General features: G+C 66.9%; 11 protein-coding genes. 7 read left to right on the forward strand and 4 right to left on the reverse strand.

The features are described from left to right. Nucleotides 1-37: 37 nt before the first annotated feature. Together CETAM_RS02910 and CETAM_RS02915 are read left to right on the forward strand one after the other, a co-directional pair. On the forward strand, nucleotides 38-1,246 hold the full coding sequence (locus CETAM_RS02910; protein WP_156227004.1) for an amidohydrolase: 1,209 nt from the start codon (nucleotides 38-40) through the stop codon (nucleotides 1,244-1,246). Between the two features lie 67 nt (nucleotides 1,247-1,313). Next, entirely contained in the window at nucleotides 1,314-2,723 is a 1,410-nt protein-coding gene (locus CETAM_RS02915) for an NAD(P)H-quinone dehydrogenase (protein ID WP_156227005.1), read from the forward strand. A gap of 20 nt (nucleotides 2,724-2,743) precedes the next feature. Here the strand turns inward: CETAM_RS02915 and CETAM_RS02920 are convergent, their stop codons facing one another. Continuing rightward, entirely contained in the window at nucleotides 2,744-4,066 is a 1,323-nt protein-coding gene (locus tag CETAM_RS02920; protein ID WP_156227006.1) for a short-chain fatty acyl-CoA regulator family protein, read from the reverse strand. Between the two features lie 173 nt (nucleotides 4,067-4,239). On the opposite strand from CETAM_RS02920, the gene prpD reads away from it, so the two are divergent. The 4 genes from prpD (at nucleotide 4,240) to CETAM_RS02940 (ending at nucleotide 11,607) form a co-directional block, all read left to right on the forward strand. Continuing rightward, nucleotides 4,240-5,751 (forward strand): 2-methylcitrate dehydratase PrpD, encoded by a 1,512-nt coding sequence (prpD, locus tag CETAM_RS02925; protein WP_156227007.1) that lies wholly within the window; start codon nucleotides 4,240-4,242, stop codon nucleotides 5,749-5,751. Next, nucleotides 5,751-6,680, forward strand: coding sequence for a methylisocitrate lyase (prpB, locus tag CETAM_RS02930; RefSeq protein ID WP_156227008.1), 930 nt, complete (start codon nucleotides 5,751-5,753; stop codon nucleotides 6,678-6,680). Before prpD ends, prpB begins: the two co-directional genes overlap by 1 nt. Before the next feature lie 19 nt (nucleotides 6,681-6,699). Further along, on the forward strand, nucleotides 6,700-7,872 hold the full coding sequence (locus tag CETAM_RS02935; protein WP_407923946.1) for a bifunctional 2-methylcitrate synthase/citrate synthase: 1,173 nt from the start codon (nucleotides 6,700-6,702) through the stop codon (nucleotides 7,870-7,872). Between the two features lie 297 nt (nucleotides 7,873-8,169). Next, on the forward strand, nucleotides 8,170-11,607 hold the full coding sequence (locus CETAM_RS02940) for a pyruvate carboxylase (RefSeq protein ID WP_156229341.1): 3,438 nt from the start codon (nucleotides 8,170-8,172) through the stop codon (nucleotides 11,605-11,607). 54 nt (nucleotides 11,608-11,661) lie between these two features. On the opposite strand, the gene CETAM_RS02945 is transcribed toward CETAM_RS02940, so the two are convergent. The 3 genes from CETAM_RS02945 to CETAM_RS02955 form a co-directional block, all read right to left on the reverse strand. Continuing rightward, nucleotides 11,662-12,174: a GNAT family N-acetyltransferase gene (locus CETAM_RS02945; RefSeq protein ID WP_156227010.1), complete on the reverse strand. Its 513-nt coding sequence runs from the start codon at nucleotides 12,172-12,174 to the stop codon at nucleotides 11,662-11,664. A 79-nt stretch (nucleotides 12,175-12,253) separates the two neighbouring features. Beyond that, nucleotides 12,254-14,026: an acetyl/propionyl/methylcrotonyl-CoA carboxylase subunit alpha gene (locus CETAM_RS02950; protein WP_156227011.1), complete on the reverse strand. Its 1,773-nt coding sequence runs from the start codon at nucleotides 14,024-14,026 to the stop codon at nucleotides 12,254-12,256. A 239-nt stretch (nucleotides 14,027-14,265) separates the two neighbouring features. Next, nucleotides 14,266-15,147 carry a sulfurtransferase gene (locus CETAM_RS02955; protein WP_156227012.1) on the reverse strand — a complete coding sequence of 294 codons (882 nt, stop codon included), beginning with the start codon at nucleotides 15,145-15,147 and terminating at the stop codon, nucleotides 14,266-14,268. A 213-nt stretch (nucleotides 15,148-15,360) separates the two neighbouring features. Here CETAM_RS02955 and CETAM_RS02960 point away from each other — a divergent pair, with 213 nt between their 5' ends. Then, on the forward strand, nucleotides 15,361-16,434 hold the full coding sequence (locus tag CETAM_RS02960) for a Cj0069 family protein (protein ID WP_156227013.1): 1,074 nt from the start codon (nucleotides 15,361-15,363) through the stop codon (nucleotides 16,432-16,434). Nucleotides 16,435-16,448 lie beyond the last annotated feature (14 nt).

Genomic DNA, 16,448 nt, shown 5'->3' on the forward strand with positions numbered 1-16,448 from the left:
TAGGTCCTTGGCTCAAGGTCTTCGGAAAGGACAGTCCGTGAAGGGTATCGCCGCGCGTATCGATGAGTGGCTCAGCAATCACCGCGATGAGGTCGTCGGGTGGCGTCGTCACCTGCACTCCCATCCGGAGCTGTCACACATGGAACACGAGACGACGGAGTTCCTCGAGGAGACGCTGAACTCCTACGGACTCATGCCCCGACGCTTCCCGGGGACTGGTCTGATGGTGGACATCGGCCCGGACACCGGCGACAGGCTGGCGTTCCGCGCCGACCTGGACGCACTCGCCCTGACCGAGATGACCAGGCTGCCGTACGCCTCCGCGGTCCCCGGCGTGGCGCATGCGTGCGGGCATGACGTGCACACGACGATTGCGCTGGCGCTGGCGTGTGCCCTGGCGGACAACGCGGACGCGCTCCGGCACGGTGTCCGGGTGCTCTTCCAGCCGGCGGAGGAGGTCATGGAGGGCGGCGCCTCGGACGTCATCGCATGGGGTGGGCTGGACGGCGTCGGTTCGATTTTCGGGCTCCACGTGGAGCCGAAACTCAAGGTGGGCAAGGTCGGTGTGCGTACCGGCGCCATCACCTCGGCCGCGGACGTGCTGCGGATCAAGGTGACCGGACCCGGTGGGCACTCCGCACGCCCGCACCTGACCAATGACGTTGTCTTCGGGCTGAGTTCCCTGGTCACGCAGCTGCCGGCGCTGCTCTCCCGCCGGGTGGACCCGCGGACGGGAACCGTGCTGGTGTTCGGTTCCCTCAACGCCGGCTACGCCCCGAACGCGATCCCGGAGTCGGGCCAGCTGACGGGCACGATCCGCACGGCGGACGTCGCCACGTGGCGGTCCCTGCAGGAACTCATGGAGGAGCTGATCGCCCAGGTGCTCGCCCCCACGGGTTGTTCGCACGAGCTCATCTACCAGCGCGGCGTCCCGCCGGTGATCAACGATGACGTCGCCACGGCGATGCTTGCCGACGCCGCCCGGGCCATCGATCCCCAGGCGGTCGTCCAGGCCCCGCAGTCGAGTGGCGGTGAGGACTTCTCCATGTATCTGGAGCACGTGCCGGGGTCGATGGCGCGGCTGGGCTGCTGGTCGGGGAAGGGCAGGATGCAGGATCTGCACCAGGGTGACCTGAATGTGGATGAACGTTCGATCGGCGTCGGAATCCGTCTCTTCGGCTCGGTCATCGAACAGTACGGCGGGGTCGCCGGAACCGGGTCAGGCAACGGCGGGTTCCTATCCTAAGGTCTAGACTCAAGGGTCAGTTGTCCATAACCGACGTGGATTTTCAACGACGCGCAGAGGAGACCCCTTGAGCAATAGAATCGTCATCATCGGCGGTGGCCCCGCCGGCTACGAGGCAGCATTGGCCGGCGCCAAATACGGAGCGGATGTGACGGTCATCGAGGAGCGGGGAATCGGCGGATCCTCGGTTCTCCTCGACTGTGTGCCCTCGAAGTCCTTCATCGCCGGCACCGGCATCAAGACGGACCTGCGCCGCGCGGACGACATGGGCCTGAACAGTCTGCTGGGCCGTGCCCGTATCCACCTCCCCGCGCTGAACAAGCGGGTGCAGATGCTCGCGCAGGAGCAGTCGGACGACATTCATGTCCAGCTGGAGCGTGCCGGCGTGCGCATGGTCCACGGCCGCGGTCGCTTCGCGGAGTCCCAGCTGGAGCAGCTGCAGCACCGGGTCACCGCCACGCTGGAGGACGGCACGGAGGAGATCTTCGAGTCCGAGCTGGTACTCCTGGCCACGGGTGCCACCCCGCGTATCCTGCCGGGCGCAGAGCCCGATGGCGAGCGCATCCTCACCTGGCAGCAGGTCTATGACCTGGAGGACACCCCGGAGCACCTCATCGTGGTGGGTTCGGGTGTCACGGGCGCCGAATTCGTGTCCGCCTTCGCCGAACTGGGTGTGAAGGTGACGATGGTCGCCTCCCGTGACCGGATCCTGCCTCACGATGACGCGGACGCCGCGGACGTGCTGGAGCACGTCCTGTCGCAGCGGGGGGTCTCCCTGGAGAAGCACGCCCGTGTGGAGTCCGTGACCCGCACCGCGGACGGCGGCGTGTGTGTGAAGACAACCGATGGCCGGGAGATTTTCGGTTCCCACGCGATCATGTCGATCGGTTCCATCCCGGCCACGAAGGGTCTGAGCCTGGAGAACGTCGGGGTGGAGACCACCCCGTCCGGACACATCAAGGTTGACCGTGTCTCCCGCACCAATGTCTCGGGTATCTATGCCGCAGGCGACTGCACCGACCTGTTCCCGCTGGCCTCGGTCGCCGCGATGCAGGGCCGCATGGCCATGTACCACGCACTCGGTGAAGGGGTCACCCCGATCCGACTGAAGACCGTGGCCACCGCCGTGTTCACCCGCCCGGAGATCGCCGCCGTCGGCGTGACCCACGCGCAGGTGGAGAACGGCGAGGTCTCGGCCCGCGCCGTGGTGCTGCCGCTGCAGTCCAACCCGCGGGCGAAGATGCGTTCGCTCAAGCACGGTTTCGTCAAGTTGTTCTGCCGCCGGAATTCGGGTCTGGTCATCGGCGGCGTCATCGTCGCCCCGACCGCTTCGGAGCTGATCCTGCCGATCGCGATCGCGGTCTCCAACAACCTGACCGTGAAGCAGCTGTCCGAGACGTTTGCCGTGTACCCGTCACTGTCAGGCTCGATCACCGAGGCCGCCCGCCGTCTGGTGGCGCACGACGACCTGGAGTGACAGGGCCGGACATCGCCTGATCAGTAGGTGGTGTAGGAGAAGTCCAGGGTGGCGTCGAGATCGACGACCACCTGGCGACCCGCGTGGGGGAACGCCCGCTGGGGGCAGCGTTCCCGTGGGCAGGTGGTGCAGCCCGGCCCGATGGGGGTGGCCGAGGCGGGGGAGAGGTCCAGTCCCTTCGCGTAGACGAGACGCTCGGCCTGGTCGAGGTCGCAGCCCAGGCCCACGGCGAATTCCTTGCGGGGCCGGCCGAACCCGTGCGCCTGTCCCTGGACGGTGCGTGCGATCCACAGGTAGTGCCGGCCGTCCGGCATGGCCGCCACCTGCCGGGTGACCCGCCCGGGGGTTTCGAAGGCACGGTGGATCACCCACAGTGGGCAGGAGCCGCCGGAGCGGGAGAAGTGGAAACCGGTGGCGGACTGGCGCTTGGAGATGTTGCCCGCGCGGTCCGTGCGGACGAAGAAGAAGGGGACTCCCCGGGCCCCGGGCCGGTTGAGGGTGGACAGGCGGTGGCAGGTGGTTTCGAAGCCGGTGCCGAAGTGGACGGCGAGACGGTCGATGTCATAGTGCACCTCCTCGGCGGTGGCGAGCATGGCCTCGTAGGGCATGACCACGGCAGCGGCGAAGTACTGGGCGAGCGCCAGGACGGCGATCTCACGAGACTCCCCGGTCGGCAGGGGGGAGGCGAGCTCGCGGAGGAGGTCGGCGTGGCCGGTGAGCCCGTACTGGAGGGCGAGCTCGAAGCAGAGCTGTGCCTCGTTCAGACCGGTGCGCAGATGGAGTTCGCGGGTCTGCGGATGGTACACGCGGCGGGGGCCGTTGCTGATCTTGCGGAAGCGGACGACGATGCCGAGGTCGCGGTCCAGGGACGTCGACAGTCGCGTGAGCCGGAGCTGGGGATCTCCGAGCCGACCGGCCAGCTCCTCGCCGAGCACGTCGAGTTCGTGGATGTAGTTGTGTGCCTCGTAGAAGAAGTCGCGGACGAGGCGGTAGGGGGAGTCGTCGACACGCGACGGTGCGCGCTCGGCGAGCTCGAGGACCTCGGTGACCAGCTCGGGATAGCGGGCGGCGAAGTCGGCGAGCTGATCGTCGGGGACGGCGGGGAAGGCGTCGCGCAGTTCGCCGACGGTGCGGGCGTCGTGGTCGGGGGAGAAGAAGGCCGGGTCGACGTCGAAATGGCGGGACAGCGCCATGAGCACCGTGACGGTGAGGGGACGCTGGTCGTTCTCGAGCTGGTTGAGGTAGCTGGTGGACAGGCTGAGCCTGCGCGCCATTTCCTGCTGGGTGAGGTTGCGGGTCCTGCGGAGTGTGCGGATGCGTGCCCCCGCGAAGTGCTTGCTCATGGGTGTGTCCTGCTCCCGAAACTGTGTGTGACCTGCGTTTTCCACAAGTTTTGCAGAAAGTGTGACCTGATGCCGCTACTTTACGCAGACTTTGCTGTGACCGCCAACACACGATTCGCACTACTGTGAGCGGCAGCGCATCCGCCATTGAGCAAGGAGTAGAACCGACCGCCATGATCAACCACACCGTGCGTACCCACCGCTCCGCCGAGGACTTCCCCTACGAGGAGCACCTGGCCTACAAGATCGCCCGCGTCGCCGCCGATCCCGTCGAGGTTCCGGAGGCGACCAGGGAGATGATCATCAACCGGATCATCGACAACGCCGCCGTCTCCGTCGCCTCCGCTCTACGCCGCCCCGTCACCTCCGCCCGGGTCATGGCGCAGGCCCGGCCGGTCACCACCGGCGGCGCCTCCGTCTTCGGTCTGCCGGGCAGGTACGCCGCCGAGTGGGCGGCGCTGGCCAACGGCACCGCCGTCCGTGAGCTCGACTTCCACGACACCTTCCTCGCCGCCGAATACTCCCACCCGGGCGACAACATCCCGCCGATCCTCGCCGCCGCGCAGCAGGCGGGCAAGGGGGGTCGTGAACTCATCCGGGGTCTGGCCACCGGTTACGAGATCCAGGTCGACCTGGTCCGCGGCATCTGCCTCCACGAGCACAAGATCGACCACGTGGCACACCTCGGCCCGTCGGCGGCCGCCGGCATCGGCACCATGCTCGACCTGGACGTGGACACCATCTACCAGGCCATCGGGCAGGCGTTGCACACCACCACCGCGACCCGCCAGTCCCGCAAAGGCCTGATCTCGTCCTGGAAGGCGTTCGCCCCGGCCTTCGCCGGCAAGATGGCCATCGAGGCGGTCGACCGTGCCATGCGCGGCGAGGGGGCCCCGGCCCCGATCTGGGAGGGTGAGGACGGCGTCATCGCCTGGCTGCTCTCTGGTCCGGACCACCGGTACACCGTCCCGCTGCCGGGCGAGGGCGAGGAGAAGCGCGCCATCCTGGACACCTACACCAAGGAGCATTCCGCGGAGTACCAGTCCCAGGCCCCGATCGACCTGGCCCGCCGCATGGGCGAGCAGCTCGCCGCTGACGGCCGGGACCTGCGGGACATCGAGTCCATCGTCCTGCACACCTCGCACCACACCCACTACGTGATCGGCACCGGATCCAACGACCCGCAGAAATTCGACCCGGGTGCCTCACGTGAGACCCTCGACCACTCGATCATGTACATCTTCGCCGTGGCCCTCGAGGACCGTGCCTGGCACCACGAGCGTTCCTACGCGCCGGAGCGTGCCAACCGCCCGGAGACCATCGAGCTGTGGCACAGGATCTCCACTGTCGAGGACCCGGAGTGGACCCGCCGTTACCACTCCACTGACCCGGGCGAGAAGGCCTTCGGCGCCCGCGCCGTCATCACCTTCCGGGACGGCACGGTGGTGGAGGATGAACTCGCGGTCGCCGACGCACACCCGCTCGGCGCCCGCCCCTTCGCCCGCGAGCAGTACGTGGCCAAGTTCCGCACCCTGGCAGAAGGGATCGTCCCCGAGGCCGAGCAGGAGCGCTTCCTCGCGGCGGCGGAGAACACCGGGAACCTCACCGATCTCTCCGAGCTCAACATCGAGCTGGGCCCAGACGTCCTGGCCCAGGCCCCCACGATCCCGGCAGGGCTGTTCTGATGGCCGGCCTCTTCTCCTCCACGGTGACGCCGACGGAGCGTCGGAAAGCATTCCGTGCCGGACTGAACAGCGGGAAGATTCAACGCATGCCGGGTGCCTTCTCCCCACTGGTGGCCCGCGCCATCCAGGAGGCGGGCTTCGACGGCGTCTATGTCTCCGGCGCGGTCGTCGCCGCCGACCTGGCGCTGCCGGACATCGGCCTGACCACGCTGAGCGAGGTGGCACACCGCTCCGGGCAGATCGCCCGGGTGACTGACCTGCCGGTGCTCGTCGACGCCGACACCGGCTTCGGCGAACCCATGTCCGCGGCGCGGACGATCTCCGAACTGGAGGACGCCGGTGTCGCCGGCTGTCACCTCGAGGACCAGGTCAACCCGAAGCGGTGCGGCCACCTGGACGGCAAGGAGGTCGTGCCGGTGGACCTCATGCTCCGGCGCATCACGGCGGCCGTCAACGAGCGGCGTGACGATCAGTTCGTCATCTGCGCCCGTACCGACGCCGCCGGCGTGGAGGGGATCGACTCCGCGATCGAGCGCGCCAAGGCATACGCGGACGCCGGGGCGGACCTCATCTTCACCGAGGCGCTGCACACCCCGGCCGAATTCGAGAAGTTCCGCGCGGCCGTCGACGTGCCGCTCCTGGCCAACATGACGGAATTCGGGAAGTCCGAACTGCTCTCGGCCGGCCAGCTCGAGGAACTGGGGTTCAACGCGGTGATCTACCCGGTGACCACCCTGCGCATCGCGATGGGCCAGGTCGAGGAGGCACTCGCCGAGATCGCCGTCACCGGCACCCAGCGCGGGTGGGTCGACCGCATGCAGCACCGCTCCCGCCTCTACGAGCTGCTCCGGTACAACGAATACAACGCGTTCGACCAGCAGGTCTTCACCTACTCCACCGACACCTACCAGCCCACCTTCATCCGCTGAAACACCCTCCCGAAAGGGGATGAGCACCATGACCACCTCCACCCAGACCGCACAGGAGCCCGAGGTCCGCAAGGGTCTCTACGGAGTCATCGCCGACTACACCGGCGTATCCAAGGTGATGCCGGAGACGAACTCCCTGACCTACCGCGGCTACGCGGTCCAGGATCTCGTCGAGCACTGCTCCTTCGAGGAGGTCTTCTACCTCCTGTGGAACGGTGAGCTTCCGGACGCTGAGCAGCTCGAGGAGTTCAACCTGCGCGGCCGCTCCTACCGCTCGCTCGACCCGGGTCTGATCGCCCTCATCCACTCCCTGCCCACCGACTGTCACCCGATGGACGTCATGCGGACCGCCGTGTCCTACATGGGTACCAAGGACCCGGAGCATTTCACCCCGGACACCGACCACATCACCCACGTCGGACACAACCTCCTCGCCCAGCTGCCGATGGCGCTGGCCATGGACATCCGTCGCCGTCAGGGCAAGAACATCGTCGCCCCGGACCCGGACAAGGGCGTCGCCGAGAACCTGCTGTCGATGGTGTTCGGCACCGGCCCGGACTCGCCCGCGTCGAACCCGGAGGACGTCCGCGACTTCGAGAAGTCCCTGATCCTCTACGCCGAGCACTCCTTCAACGCCTCGACCTTCACCGCCCGGGTGATCACCTCCACCCGCTCCGACGTGTACTCCGCCATCACCGGTGCCATCGGCGCGCTCAAGGGCCCGCTGCACGGCGGCGCCAACGAGTTCGTCATGCACACCATGCTCGAGATCGACGATCCGGCCAAGGCCGCCGACTGGGTGAACAACGCCCTGGACAGCAAGAGCCTCATCATGGGCTTCGGCCACCGCGTGTACAAGAAGGGTGACAGTCGCGTGCCGTCGATGGAGCAGTCCTTCCGGGCGCTCGCCGAGCGTCACGACGGCGCCAGGTGGGTCGCCATGTACGAGAACATGCGTGACGCCATGGATGTCCGCACCGGCATCCAGCCGAACCTGGACTTCCCGGCGGGCCCGGCCTATCACCTGCTCGGCTTCCCGGTGGACTTCTTCACTCCGCTGTTCGTCATCGCACGCGTGGCCGGCTGGACCGCCCACGTCGTCGAGCAGTTCGAGAACAACTCCCTCATCCGCCCGCTGTCCGCCTACACCGGCCCGGAGCAGCGCAAGGTCGTCCCGATGGACGAGCGCTAGCCCATTCCGTCCACCGGAACCCACGGCAGCGCCCGCGATTGGGGGATGTTGCTGTGGGTTCCGTCACGCCCGGCCGAGATATTCCTTTCCGTCCTGCGGAAAAGAATACGTCATACCTATCGGATTGATAGCGTCAGACGGAAACGGGCATCGGAACGACCGGATTTTTCCGGTTATCCTTGAGGAGTAGGGGAAAGTCCACCCGAGGCTCACCTCTGTTGTTGCGATAATGTGTGACGGAAGAGAGCCCATAATCTCTCGGACGCACCCCCGATAAATTCCCGTGTGCAGACCCGCATGCGTTCGGAAAGGATCTCCCTAGTGGCCACACCCACACTGCCCGCATTCCAGAAGGTGCTCGTCGCCAACCGCGGCGAAATTGCCGTACGCGCCTTCCGCGCCGCCTTCGAGACGGGGGCCGCCACCGTCGCGGTCTACCCCAAGGAAGACCGCAATTCCCACCACCGGTCATTCGCCTCCGAGGCGGTCCGGATCGGCACCGAGGGATCTCCGGTCAAGGCCTACCTGGACATCGACGAAATCATCCGGGCGGCGAAGAAGACCCACGCCGACGCCGTTTACCCGGGCTACGGCTTCCTCTCCGAGAATGCTCAGCTGGCCCGCGAGTGCGCCGAAAACGGCATCACCTTCATCGGCCCGCCCCCGGAGGTCCTGGACCTGACCGGTGACAAGTCCGCAGCCGTCGAGGCGGCCAGGAAGGCAGGCCTGCCGGTCCTGCAGGATTCCGAGCCCTCCACCGACATCGACGAGCTCGTCGAGATGGCCAAGGACTTCACCTTCCCGATCTTCGTCAAGGCAGTGGCCGGCGGCGGCGGTCGAGGTATGCGTTTCATCGAGAACCCCGAGGACGTCGCGAAGCTTTCTATCGAGGCTTCCCGCGAGGCGGAGGCGGCGTTCGGCGACGGCCGCGTCTACCTCGAGCGTGCCGTGATCAGCCCGCAGCACATCGAGGTGCAGATCCTCGCCGACCACACCGGCGAGGTCATCCACCTCTACGAGCGTGACTGCTCCCTGCAGCGCCGCCACCAGAAGGTCGTCGAGATCGCCCCCGCCCAGCACCTGGACCCGAAGCTGCGCGATCAGATCTGCGCCGACGCGGTGAAGTTCTGCCGGTCGATCGGCTACCAGTGCGCCGGCACCGTGGAGTTCCTCGTCGACGAGAAGGGCAACCACGTCTTCATCGAGATGAACCCGCGCATCCAGGTCGAGCACACCGTCACCGAAGAGGTCACCTCCATCGACCTGGTCAAGGCACAGATGCACCTGGCCGCCGGGGCGACGCTCAAGGAGCTGGGCCTCACCCAGGACAAGATCAAGCTCCACGGCGCGGCCCTGCAGTGCCGCATCACCACCGAGGACCCGTCCAACAACTTCCGCCCCGACACCGGCACGATCACCGCCTACCGCTCCCCGGGCGGCGCGGGCGTGCGCCTCGACGGCGCCGCATCCCTCGGCGGCGAGATCTCCCCGAACTTCGACTCCATGCTGGTGAAGATGACCTGCCGTGGCGCCGACTTCGCCACCGCCGTGGCCCGCGCTCAGCGTGCGCTCAACGAATTCACCGTTTCCGGCGTGGCCACCAACATCGGTTTCCTGCGCGCCCTGCTGCGTGAGGATGACTTCCAGACCAAGCGCATCTCCACCAACTTCATCAACGACCACATTCACCTCCTGTCCGCACCGCCGGCGGACGACGAGGCCGGCCGTATCCTCGACTACCTGGCCGATGTCACGGTCAACCGCCCCCACGGCAAGCGCCCCACCGAGCTCCGCCCGGTGACCAAGTTGCCCCCGAAGAGCGACGCCCCGATGCCGCGCGGCTCCCGTGATCTCCTGCGCGACCTCGGTCCGAAGCGTTTCGCCGAGCAGCTGCGTGCACAGGACGCCCTGGCCGTCACTGACACCACCTTCCGTGACGCACACCAGTCGCTCCTGGCCACCCGCATCCGTTCCTCCGCCCTGGTCGCCGCAGCCGAGCACGTGGGCCGCACGACCCCGAACCTCCTGTCCGTCGAGGCCTGGGGCGGTGCCACCTACGACGTCGCCATGCGCTTCCTCCACGAGGATCCGTGGGAGCGTCTCGACGGCCTGCGTGCGGCCATGCCGAACGTCAACATCCAGATGCTGCTGCGCGGCCGCAACACCGTCGGCTACACCCCGTACCCGGACTCCGTCTGCCGTGCCTTCGTCAACGAGGCCGCGGACTCCGGCATCGACATCTTCCGTATCTTCGACGCGCTCAACGACGTGTCCCAGATGCGGCCGGCCATCGACGCGGTCCTGGAGACCGGCACCACCGTCGCCGAGGTCGCCATGGCATACTCCGGCAACCTGCTGGATCCCCATGAGAAGATCTACACCCTCGATTACTACCTCAATCTGGCGGAGCAGATCGTCGAGTCCGGTGCCCACATCCTGGCCATCAAGGACATGGCCGGCCTGCTGCGCCCCACCGCCGCCTCCCGCCTGGTCAAGGCGCTGCGGAAGAACTTCGACCTGCCGGTCCACGTCCACACCCACGACACCGCCGGCGGCCAGCTCGCCACCTACTTCGCCGCCGCGCAGGCAGGAGCCGACGCCGTCGACGGTGCCTCCGCCCCGCTCGCCGGCACCACCTCCCAGCCCTCGCTTTCCGCGATCGTCGCGGCCTTCGCCGACACCCACCGCGACACCGGACTGTCCCTCGACGCCGTCTCCGACATGGAGCCCTACTGGGAGGCCGTCCGCCAGCTCTACGCCCCCTTCGAGGCAGGTGTGCCAGGCCCGACCGGGCGTGTGTACAAGCACGAGATCCCCGGCGGCCAGCTGTCCAACCTGCGCGCGCAGGCCAAGGCACTGGGCCTGGGGGACCGTTTCGAGCTCATCGAGGACTACTACGCCGCCGTCAATGAGATGCTGGGCCGGCCGACCAAGGTCACCCCGTCCTCCAAGGTCGTGGGGGATCTGGCGCTGCACCTGGTCGGTGCCGGCGTCGATCCGCAGGACTTCGCCAACGACCCGCAGAAGTACGACATCCCCGACTCCGTGATCGGCTTCCTGCGCGGCGACCTGGGTACCCCGCCCGGCGGCTGGCCGCTCCTGCGGGAGAAGGCCCTCGCCGGTCGTGCCAGCGGCCCGACCACGCTCGTCGACGTCTCCGCCGAGGACGAGGAGAAGCTCTCCAGCCCGGACCGCCAGACCCGACGCTCCACCCTGGACAGGCTGCTGTTCCCCAAGCAGGCCGCCGAGTTCGCCGAGCACCGCCGCCAGTACGGCAACACCGCGGCGCTCGAGGACCGGGTCTTCTTCTACGGGCTCAAGGAGGGCGAGGAGAGCATCATCCGCCTGCTCACCGAGCAGGACCGTCCCCCGCTGGTGGTGCGTCTCGACGCAGTCGGTGAGCCCGACGAAAAGGGCATGCGGCAGGTCGTGGCCAACGTCAACGGCCAGATCCGGCCCATGAAGGTCCGTGACCGCTCGGTCGAGTCCGTCACCGCCTCCGCAGAGAAGGCCGATTCCGCCAACAAGGGCCACGTCGCGGCACCGTTCGCGGGCGTCGTCTCCGTCACCGCGAAGGCCGGCGATGAGGTCAAGGCCGGCGACCCCGTCGCCATCATCGAGGCCATGAAGATGGAGGCCACCATCACGGCCACCATCGACGGCACGGTGGAGCGTGTGGCATTCGCACTGCCGACGAAGGTTGAGGGCGGCGACCTGATCGTGGTCATCGCCTAGCAGCAGGACTGAACCCGGGGCGCTCCCAGCAGGGGGGTGTCCCGGGTTTCTGCGTCAGTGCGGCGGGTTCTGCAGGCGGTGGATCATCGCTTCGCAGCCCAGGTCTGGGCGGGCGCCGAGGCTGCGGAAGCCCTTCTTCACGTACAGGGCGCGGGCACGGTCGTTGCCGAAGTCGACGGCGAGGGACACTCCCGCGTGGTGGTGGGCGCGGGCGAGGGTGAGGGCGGCGTCGATGAGCGAGGAGCCGAGGCCCTGACCTGCGTAACGATTCTCCACGGCGATGACCAGCTCAGGGACGTCCTCGGCGACGAAGCCGAAGGCGGGGCGACCGGGCCCGTGGCGCAGCCACACGCCGCCGGCCGGGATGCCCTCGGGACTCAGGGCGATGACGCCGCCCTGCCCGGGAGTCCACCGGCCGACGTAGCGTTCGAGATCCTCGAGATAATGATCGCCGACGGGCTGTGATTCGTCACCGAACACGTCGGTGAGGAAGAACAGACGGGAAAGATAGGTGCGATCCGATTCGGCGGCGAGACGAAGCGAGAAACCAGTGAGAACGGAACCCATACGTACAGGGTAATCCCACCTGTTCAGGAGCGCGAAAAGACCCCGCAGGAGGCCTGCGGGGTCTGATGCGGATCAGGGATTACTTGATCTCGAGAAGAACCAGTCCCTTGGTGACACCGGCGCCGGCGTCGACGGCCAGACCGGCGACAACACCGGACTTGTGGGCCTTGACCGGGTTCTCCATCTTCATGGCCTCGAGCACCAGGATGACCTCGCCCTCCGTGACCTCCTGGCCCTCGGTGACGTTGACCTTGATGACGGTGCCCTGCATCGGGGCGGCGACGGAGTCGCCGGAAGCGCCCGCAGCGCCGCCGGAGGAGCGACGCTTCTTCGCCTTCTTCTTCGGGGCAGCGCCACCGCCCAGCGCGAAGAGACCCGGCAGGGCGATCTCGATGCGGCGACCGTCCACCTCGACGACGACCTTGTGCGCCGGGACGTCCTCATCCTCGGGCAGATCGGCCGGGTCGACGAAGGGCTCGATCGGGTTGTCCCAGACCTCCTCGATCCACTTGGTGTAGATCTCAAAGCCCTCGTCATTGCCGACGAACGCCGGGTTGGAGACGATGTGGCGGTGGAAGGGCAGGACGGTCGGCATGCCCTCGACGACGAACTCGTCGAGCGCGCGACGGGCACGCTGGAGAGCCTCCTCGCGGGACTCACCGGTGACGATGAGCTTGGCCAGCATGGAGTCGAACTGGCCGCCGATGACGGAACCCTCGCGGACGCCGGAATCCACACGCACACCAGGGCCGTCCGGCTGGTGGTAGGCGGTGATGGTGCCCGGGGTCGGCATGAAGTTCATGCCGGCGTCCTCGCCGTTGATGCGGAACTCGAAGGAGTGGCCGCGCGGGGTGGGATCCTCGGTGAAGCGCAGCTTCTGGCCCTCGGCGATGCGGAACTGCTCGCGAACCAGGTCGATGCCGGTGGTTTCCTCGGTGATCGGGTGCTCCACCTGCAGGCGGGTGTTGACCTCGAGGAAGGAGATCAGGCCGTCAGCGCCGACGAGGTACTCGACGGTGCCGGCGCCGTAGTAGCCTGCCTCGCGGCAGATCTGCTTGGCGGACTCATGGATCATGGAGCGCTGCTCATCGCTGAGGAACGGAGCCGGGGCCTCCTCGACGAGCTTCTGGAAACGACGCTGCAGGGAGCAGTCGCGCGTTCCTGCGACGATGACGTTGCCGTGCTGGTCGGCCAGGACCTGTGCCTCGACGTGGCGTGCACGATCCAGGTAGCGCTCGACGAAGCACTCGCCGCGGCCGAAGGCGGAGATGGCCTCACGGGTGGCGGATTCGTAGAGCTCCGCGACCTCGTCCATGGAGTAGGCGACCTTCATGCCTCGGCCACCGCCACCGAAGGCGGCCTTGATGGCGATGGGCAGGCCGTACTCGCGGGCGAACGCGATGACCTCGTCAGCGCCTGCCACAGGTTCCTTGGTGCCCGGGACCATCGGTGCGTTCGCACGCTGCGCGATGTGACGGGCCGTGACCTTGTCGCCGAGGTCGGCGATGGCGGACGGCGGCGGGCCGATCCAGATCAGGCCTGCGTCGATGACGGCCTGGGCGAACTCCGCATTCTCGGCGAGGAAGCCGTAACCGGGGTGGACGGCGTCCGCGCCGGACTTGGCGGCGGCGTCGATGATCTTCTGGATCACGAGGTAGGACTCGGCCGAGGACTGGCCGCCCAGGGCGAACGCCTCATCCGCTATGCCGACGAACGGTGCGTCCGCGTCCGGCTCTGCGTATACGGCGACGCTGGCGATGCCTGCATCCTTGGCGGCGCGGATCACGCGTACCGCGATTTCACCGCGGTTGGCCACGAGGACCTTCGTGATCTTCTTGGTCTCTACTGCCACTTGGGGGTCCCTTTCATGTGCTGCACTTGGAGGTCTCGTCGACCCGCCCCCGAGAGGCGGCCACGCGACGCATGCAGACTATTCTTGCACACAAAAACGTGAGCATTCCGTCAGGTCTTGAGATTTTGCCCGAAAATTGTGGGAATTGCCAGTAGAGCCGCCCGAAAAGAATATGGACAGTCCGGCGCGCCATCTGTTTCGCGCGCAAAACGGTCCGTTCGGGCGGAGCCCTCAAGGGCTCAGGCGTGCGGTGCCTCGCCGCGTGCGATCGGCATCCGGACCATGTTGCCCCACTCGACCCAGGAGCCGTCGTAGTTACGGACCTTGTCGAAGCCGAGGAGGTGCTTGAGCACGAACGAGGTGTGGGAGGTGCGGTCACCGGTGTGGCAGTAGATGGTGGTCTCTGCCTCGGGGCTCAGCGCGCCGTAGATCTCCTCGAGTTCCGCCCGCGAGCGGAAACGCGAGTTCGGATGGACATTGTCCTGCCAGGGGAGGTTCACGGCGCCGGGGATGTGGCCCTGGCGCAGGGCAGGAGCGACCGCAGGCTCGTTGTCGGAGCCCAGGCTGCCGAGGTACTCCTCGGCGGAGCGGACGTCCACGAGCGTGGTGCTGCCGATGCTGGCGCGTACCTCCTCGACGAAGACGCGGTACCTGGTGTCGTTGCGCTCGACGACCGGGTAATCGGTGGGCGGGAATTCGGGAACGACGTAGGAGGTGTCGCGCTCCTCCGCCATCCAGGCATCCCGGCCGCCGTCGAGAAGCCGGACGTCCTCGTGGCCGAACATCTCGAACACCCACAGGGTGAACGCGGCCCACCAGTTGGACTGGTCGCCGTAGATGACCACGGTGTCGTCCCGGGAGATGCCCTTCTCGCTCATCAGACGGGCGAAGGCCTCACCGTCGATGATGTCGCGGGTGACGGGGTCGTTGAGGTCCTTGTTCCAGTCGATGCGCACGGCACCGGGCAGGTGCCCGATGTTGTAGAGGAGTGAATCCTCGTCGGATTCGACGACCCGCAGCCCGGGCGTACCCAGGCGAGCGGACAGCCAGGACGCGGAAACCAGGCGCTCCGGGTGGGCGTACTCCTGGAACGGGGGATGGGGGTCGAATGGAACGGCCACGATGGTCCCGCCTTTCTGGGCGAAAAGTATTATGAGTCTTTTCCACAGTAGTGGAGGACCCTCGAAGTGGTCACCCCCAGCCCCTCACTGTGTCGTTAATTACTCCTTGATTTCTGGCTGTGCAGTACCGGGTAGGTGCTATTAAAGTCCCAGGTTATCGGCGGGTTTCGCATGCGTCGGCATTTCCATAATATTTCCTGAAAGGGGTGCAGAGTGCACCAGGCCATCGTCGTCTTCGAAGTTGAGGGCGGATCCGACAAGTTCATCGACGGACACCGGAAAGACACCATGCCGATCGTCAACGCCATCAAAGATGCGGGTTGGCATGCAGAGGTGCTCTTCTTCCACCCCGAGCGAGCTGACGAGCTTTTCAATGTCGTCGTCGGACACTTCGATGCCTACATCTCCCGCGTCAATCCCGGCAACATCCCGGGTGGCGAGCAGGGCTACCTCGACTTTCTCTCCCGTCTGACCGACGCCGGCCTCGTGGGCATGTCCACCCCGGCGGAGATGATGGCCTACGGCGCGAAGGACGCACTGGTCAAGCTCCGCGACACTGATCTGGTTCCCTCGGACACCGCCGCGTACTACGCCGTGGAGGCCTTCCACAACAACTTCCCCACCTCCCTGTCCTACGGCGAGCGTGTACTCAAGCAGAACCGTGGATCCACCGGTTCCGGCATCTGGCGCGTCCAGCTCGCGGACAAGGGGCTGGCCGCCACCGTTGCGCCGGGTACCGCGCTTCCGTTGGACACGAAGATCAAGGCCACCGAGGCTGTGGACAACCACACCGAGATCCGCGAACTCGGCGAGTTCATGGATTTCTGCGACCAGTACATCATCGGCGCCAACGGCATGCTCGTGGACATGCGCTTCATGCCGCGCATCGTCGAAGGGGAGATCCGTATCCTCCTCGTGGGTCCGCACCCGGTGTTCGTGGTGCACAAGAAGCCCGCCGAGGGGGACGACAACTTCTCCGCCACCCTGTTCTCCGGGGCGAAGTACACCTATGACCGGCCGGAGGCGTGGCAGGAACTCATCGACATGTTCGCGCAGGTCCGCCCCGTCATCGCCGAGAAACTCGGCGGCGACAACATCCCGCTGATCTGGACCGCCGATTTCATGCTCGACACCGCCCCGGACGGCTCCGACACCTACGTCCTGGGGGAGATCAACTGCTCCTGTGTCGGCTTCACCTCTGAGCTGGACATGGGTATCCAGGAACTGGTGGCCGGGGAGGCCATCGGCCGTGTCGTGGAGAAGTTCGCTGTGGAGATTCCGGCCTAGCTCCGCCCGCTTGT

The organism is Corynebacterium comes (genome assembly GCF_009734405.1).
Classification (GTDB): Bacteria; Actinomycetota; Actinomycetes; order Mycobacteriales; family Mycobacteriaceae; genus Corynebacterium; species Corynebacterium comes.